The following is a 7288-nucleotide window of genomic DNA, read 5'->3' on the forward strand; positions in this document are numbered from 1 at the left end:
AGTATGGTGGAGGAATGCCATATGAAGACATATACAAGATACGATTACTTAGCACACCGCATACGGCTGTGCCTCCTGGCCGGCGCAGCCGTACTGTATACGGCGCCGGCAGTCTATGGGGCAGCCGCCGTTGTGCCGAATAACGAGCTGCCCATGGGCGGCCATTCCGTCATGGGCGGTCATACGGGGCTGAATGACAATGCCGGCACGGCGACTAATCCGGTCATGAATATCCAGCAGAACGGGAAGAACGGCGTCATTACCTGGAACAGCTTCAACATCGGGGCCAATGCCGTCGTCAATTTCTCGGCCAATACAGCGAATTTCAATACCCTGAACTACGTCAATGGCGGCAATGCGTCGCAGATTTACGGCACCATCAACGCGGCAGGCGGCACGATCTATGTCGTCAATCCTGCCGGCGTGCAGATTGGTCCCAGCGCCCAGATCAACGCCGACGGCCTGTACGTGTCCAATAAGAATTTGAATGATGTATTGCAGGGCAGCCTTGCAGGAAAGGACGTTCCCACGATTATGAGCGGAGGGACCCGTACGGACGCCGAGCTCATGAGCCTGGGCAATATCAACGCCGCCAATGTCACCTTTGAAGGCAACGGCCGCATCGTCATCGACACCGAACGGGTGCGCGACGAAGAGAATAAAAAGAACGATCGGTTCTCCGTCATTACGGACAACGCCGATGCAGTCATTCTCGGCTATGATGCTTACGATGGAGAAAACAAAACCTACGCTGGTAAAGAGAAGACCTTCCGTAATGTAAAGGTAAACGGCACGGCAAAAGATGTCAGCGGCTACATGTGGGTTGAAGATGCCCGGCAGCTGCAGGCCATGGACACCAATCTGGGCGGGAAATACGCCTTGCGGAACAGTATTGACGCGACGGGGACGGCATCCTGGCATGATGAAGACGGCGACGCCGATCAGGAAGGCTTTAAGCCCATCGGCGTCAGCGCAGACGGAAAGGTAACCGTAAGCCATACAGGTGATGCGGCCAAATACGGCTTCTACGGCGTATTCGATGGCTTGGATTACAACATTTTCGGCCTGACTATCAACCGCGGCGATACGGATAACGTCGGCTTGTTCGGCGTAGGTCATGATGCTGACATCAATCACGTTGCCTTAGTCGGCGGCAGCATCACGGGCCGCAATTTCGTCGGCAGCGTTGCCGGTGCGGCCGTGGGGCATACGCATATTCGCCATGCGACGAACAGCACGGCTGTCACCGGCCAGACCGATGTAGGCGGTATTGTCGGGTACAGTGGTACTACCGTAGATAACGTCGGCGCGGCAGGCCAGCCCGAAGACGTCGCTGCAGACGCGGTCTTTGACCATCTCGTCAACATGGGAACGATCCGCAGCCAAGGCAGTACAGACGGCAGCGGTCAGAAGGTCAGCAATGCCGGCGGCCTGATCGGCTATCTGTATAACGGCAACATCAAAGGGATGAGCTATAATATCGGCGACATATACGGTGACGGCTCCAACGTAGGCGGCTTAGTCGGTCATGCCCTCCTGTCTGCTATCGGCAATGAAGCAGCTGCAGACGGACAGGTCTACAACGGCCTGGACGTAACCGGGGCCTATAATGTCGGCGGCATTGTGGGGAATATGGAAGGCACGACGGTACAGCATGCGGAAAATCATGGTGATGTACATGCAGAGGGCTATACGACGGAAGACTATACATATCATTCCTATAACTTCCCGTCTAAGGGAAAAACAGTAACAGTGCAGGCCGCCAATACCGGCGGCATCGCCGGAATCAGCAGTGCCTATGACAGCGGCGATGGGACAACCCATGACAGCCTGCTTTTTCAGGTCCTGAATGATGGGAATATCAGCAGCCATATCCAGGAGGGGCAGGATTTCTTTGCTGCCGGAAATGTCGGCGGCATTGTCGGCAAAGCGGTGAATACAAATATTACCGCTGCCAGAAACCGGGAAAATACTGTCCGCGGCGCGCATAACGTCGGCGGCGTTGCCGGGTATTTCGGCAGCAAATCTGACAATGGGACGTATACGATTGCGTCCGGATTAAATGACGGCGGCGATATCATGGCAACGGGAGCACGCAATGCAGCTGGATTTGCCACCGAATGGGTGCGCGATGATAAGGACAAGGACAAGCAGGAAGGTTCAGAAGAAACTATTATCGGCAATATGGGCGGCATAGCCGGGTATTTGAACGGCGGCCATGTGTATGTGACCCGCAGTGCCAATAGCGGCGCAGTTCATTCGCTGCCGATTGCTTCGAAGGAGGCTGTCAGTGATGCCAGTAAAGCCGGCAATACCGGCGGCATTGTCGGCAAACTGGAGCGGGTCAGTACCAAACAACTGGCGGACATAAAGAACGGTACGGCAGAGGCAGCTGTCAGCGAAAGCTATAATACAGGGGATATCCGCGGCTTTATAAACATCGGCGGCGTTGCCGGCATGATGTTTAATGGCGAAGTTGCTGACGCTTATAACTTAGGTACTGTCAAGACGACAAGGATAGCAGGTCTTGCTGATAATTTGCCTGCTGCTAATATCGGCGGCGTTGTCGGCGATACGACGGAAAGTGGTAATGTGGCCAGGGCCCTGCTGTATAATGTGTATAATAAAGGAGAAATCGGCGACAAGACCTATACCTATTATGCCCGCCATGTCGGCGGCGTTGTCGGCCGCCTGAACGGCATAGTAGATACATCGTATAATGCTGGCGATATATATAACGGATATAACGTAGTCGGCGGCATTGCTGGATTTTTTTTTGGTGGAACAATCAGCAACTCCTTTAATACGGGCAATATAACCGTAGTAAACAATGATCCTAGCGGCAATCGTAGCGGCACCAGCTCGGTTGGCGGCATAGTCGGAGCGGGTTCTCGTTCCAGTAATTCAAGAGTCATAGAGAGTGCATATAATTTAGGCACGATTCGCAGCTATCAGGTAAAGAATCGTATGATAGGCAATAATTCTGTTGGCGGTATTATTGGCCGCGGTCCTGCCACGTTGACCAATGTATATACGACAGGAAATTTATATGCCGCTGACGCTGATGGTAATTCCACTACAATAGGCTTAGGAAGTTTATATGGCACAGGAACTGGTGATAGGGCAATTGTAACTAATGGTAGTGGATATTACATTGCGCCGCAGGATACATCGATATTTACCGATCTCAATGATAAGCAAGGCACCAGAATTGCGTATGCAGATCGGCAATCGAAGGATTTCTATAAAAACTTAAACTTTTCGACAGACTGGCGCATCTACGAAGGCCAGACCACGCCGATTTTAAATGCCTTTATGCCGAAGTCGGCGGAGTATTTCGGCGATACGGCGGCTCATCCCGATGGGATGAAGGGAATAGACTCGGTGCAATACGGTACAGCCTATGATCCCCTGCTGACCATCGTCAGGGCGAAGCAGGATGTCACCTTTAACTGGAGTGATTTAGGTCTGTCTGGCGAAGGGCGGCTGGCCGTATACGGCGGCGGCCTGACCTTGAATGGCGTCGATACGGCGGCTGATGCGGCATATTACGGCGGCCTGCTGTACAGCGACGGTGCGCTGACGCTGAATGCCAAGGACGGAGCCGGCCTGGGGCTGGGTACGGGTGCGGCCTTGTACGGCTCATCTGTTTCCTTAAATGCTGACGGAACGGTTACGGTATATGGCGACGTGACGGCGACGGGCAATGGCGGAAAAGGCGATATTGCCATTACAGCCGGCGATGTGGACGTATATGGTACGCTGACCTCGGCAAAGGATGGCGAGACTGTCACGATTCCCGGCCTCGCAGCGGCAAGCGACGGCACCTGGCAGGCCGGAACCGTGGATATTGTATCTGACCCGCGTCAGGACGTAAATTCTATAGGAAACTGGTTTGCTTACACGACGAATAATCCGGCGACGAAAAACGGTGATATTACGATTACAGCCGGTACGAAAACCGTCAATGGCCAGACTGAGTCTATCGGTCAGGGCCATGCCCGCCTCTATTTCGGCAATAAGCAGGATGGCCTGATTACGACGCAGGGCAACCTGACCGTAACTGGCCGGGGCGACGTATTCGTCGACAGCGACTTGGCCCTCGGCGGCAGTCTGACCTTGGAAAGCACAGGGGAACACAGCGAAGTCGTCCTCGACATTACCCATATCGGCCAAGTGCAGGCCCGACAGGGCACTGCTGCGGATTCGGTGACAGGGCTTAGTCAGTTTATGGATCATTTCAGCGATGGCAATGGGCCTTCTATTGCCTTGAATGCAGCATCGGGCGATGCGAAATTTGCTGTCGACTTGTGGGATAAAACGGCTGGAAAATACACCTTTGAAAAATTTGGCAGCCAGTTTGGGCTTAGAGATAAATTCAATAGCATGAATGCTGCTGTCAACGGGCAGTCGATTGCACAAGAAGAAGGGGTCCATACCAATAATTTCATGTACCTGTGGGTAAATAGTGCAGAGCAGCTGCAGGGGATTCAAACGTTTTATAAAAATGGACTTGATGGCGACAGCAACGATACGGAGGCCCTCCACTACAACTACGCCCTGAAGCAGGACATCAATGCCAGCAATCTGACCAGCTATACGGCTATCGGTACTGGCAGCGACGGCTACATGGGGACCTTCGATGGCCGGGGCCATCATATTATCGGTCTGGATGCGGCGAAAGGGGCTGACGGCAATGTGCAGTCTGTGGAACACGCCGGTATCTTCTCGCAAATCGGCGCGTCCGGTACGGTGAAAAACGTTAATATTTACAGCAGTACCTTTGACGGTACGGAAACGGCCGGAGCCGTAGCCGGCGTGAATGAGGGCACGATTGCGCAAGTCAATACCTTTGGCAATACCATCAGCTCCCAGGGCAGTGCCGGCGGCATTGCCGGCATCAATCGGAACGGCGACGCTGCCTTTGATGAAGCTGCCGGAGCGGTTAATTTCAAGCGAGGGATTTACGACGTAGAAGCTGTCGGCAGCGTCATTGCCAAGGGCGGAGAAGCGATAGCCGGCGGTATTGCCGGTACGAATGAAGCCGACGGCGTCGTCGATTTCAGCTACAGCAACAGTGCCGTCACGTCAGATGGTACGGCTTCAAGCGGCGGCCTGGGCGGCGTCGTCGGCTATAATACCGGCGGCGTGTACCGGATCGATTCCTTGGGCGTGACCAATGGCGGCGACTCCGGCAGCAGCAACGTCGGCGGCGTCATCGGCATCAACGACGGGACGATGTACAACGCCTACAATGAAAGCATTATCAGCGGCGAACAAAACGCCGGCGGCATCATTGGCGTAAATCACAGCGGAAAGACCGTTTCCAACGTCGTCAACGCCGCCAATATTACGGGGACAGCCGACAGCCAATATGTCGGCGGCCTCATCGGCGATAACAGCGGCATTGTGCAGAATGGCCGCAACAACGGCGAAATCACCGGTCAAGCCTACGTCGGCGGCCTGGTAGGCATTAATCAGCAGGGCGCTAAGATGGAGCGCATTGTCAACGACAGCTCGGCGGCCATAACAGGCGACAGCTATGTCGGCGGCATTGCCGGCAAAAACGTCGGCACGATTTCCGCTGCCGGCGACGGGCAGGGTGCGGACGGGCCGCTCCTGGTCAACCGCGGCAAGATTACGGGCCGTGAATACGTCGGCGGCGTAGCCGGAAGCAATGGCGAGGGCGGCATCATTGATAACACCTATGTAGACGGCGCGCTGGAAAATATCAAAAACACAGTCGAGCTGCACGTCAAGCCCGGCAGCGGCGACGCCCGGTACTTTGGCGGCGTGGCCGGCATCAATGAGAAGGGCGCGGCGATTACCAACGCCATGACCGAAGCCGATGTCTATGCAGACGGCGCGGCGTTCGTCGGCGGCATTGCCGGCTTAAATGAAGGCTCGCTGCAGGGAACGGTCGGCAATGCCGGCAACGTCATCGGCAGTGCATATGTCGGCGGCGTGGCCGGGGAAAATAAGGCGAACTTTGACGGACTGACAGCGTCCAATACGGGCGAAGTGAAGGCGACGGGGGATGATGGCGGCGCCGGCGGACTTTTCGGCCAAAACAGCGGTTCCATTACGAACGCAGCCCTGACCAACAGCGGCATCGTCGCAGGAAACAAGGGCGCAACAGGCGGCCTTATTGGTACCAATACGGGCACGATTTCCAAGTCTCATGTCGTAAATGAAGCAGGAGCCCAGGTCGCAGGCATGACTAACGTCGGCGGCCTCATCGGCGACAATCAGGGCCAGCTTTCCGGCGGCCGCGATGAGACCGATGGCTACTACAAATATCAGGTCTACAACAACGGCGTCATCACTGCCGGCACGTGGAACGATGCTAATAGCAATAAAGTAGTTGATGCAGGCGAAATCCAGACTGGCGGAGCCGGCGAACACATCGGCGGCCTCGTCGGGACAAACAGCGGCACCGTGACAGCCGCTTACAATACCGGAGCGATTGCCGCGGCAGGAAGCTCCAATGTCGGCGGCATTGCCGGCACGAACAGCGGTACGATAGACCAAGTGTTCAGTACGATTTTTGATGGAGATGGCCGCAGCGGAATGGTCAGCGGCCGTACAACAGTCGGCGGGTTAGTCGGCTGGAATACTGCTGGCGGGACATTGACTAATGGGTACAATACAAGTCCGATAGCCAATGGCGGCGCCATCGTCGGCACCAACGACGGTTCTATAGAAAACGTATATGCAGCTGTTGGAGGAAGTGCCGGCCTTGTGCACAGCGGCAGCGGTTCGTTAACGAACGGATACGCTGCAGACGCTGCCAGCACCTATTGGAAGGCTCATGGATCGTATGCAGGGTTTGCTTTCGACAACAACGGCGGGAGCCTTTGGAAGAATTATGACGGCTACGGCACGCCGTTGCTGAAGGTGTTCCTGACAAAGGCATCCTATGACCCTGCGACAGGCCGGCTCATTGGCGCAGCCGATGGGTTTAATGCTTATAATAATACCAGGAGCGGCGGCACGAGCCATTTAATTTTCCATGGCAGCGGAGCAGAGGAACATTATTTGTGGTCACAGCAGATTGCCTTTGCTAAGCATAATCCAAACTGGTTAGGATATGATTTGGACGCCGTTCTCGATGTTCCTGGAATAATCATTCCCGAAAGCCATTGGGATTACCTTTATCATGACGATCCCTTCGATCGGGATAAAGACTTCCGCGAACGCAAAGCGGAAATCCATTTTGTCGACGGCGGCATGGAGCTGTAAACATAATAACTAGACAAGAAGAACGTTTGCTTCGGCAGACGTTCTT

General features: G+C 54.8%; 1 protein-coding gene. It reads left to right on the plus strand.

Annotated features, from left to right (window positions below):
* Positions 1-21: 21 nt before the first annotated feature.
* Positions 22-7242 (plus strand): filamentous hemagglutinin N-terminal domain-containing protein, encoded by a 7221-nt coding sequence (locus tag E0L13_RS06010; protein WP_168061006.1) that lies wholly within the window; start codon positions 22-24, stop codon positions 7240-7242.
* Positions 7243-7288: the final 46 nt, after the last annotated feature.

The sequence above is a fragment of the Megasphaera sp. SW808 genome (genome assembly GCF_012027795.1).
Taxonomy (GTDB): Bacteria; Bacillota; Negativicutes; order Veillonellales; family Megasphaeraceae; genus Megasphaera; species Megasphaera stantonii.

Coding starts and splice junctions, on each gene's coding strand:
- E0L13_RS06010 (WP_168061006.1), top strand. CDS start 22: ATGAAGACATATACAAGATACGATTACTTAGCACACCGCATACGGCTG.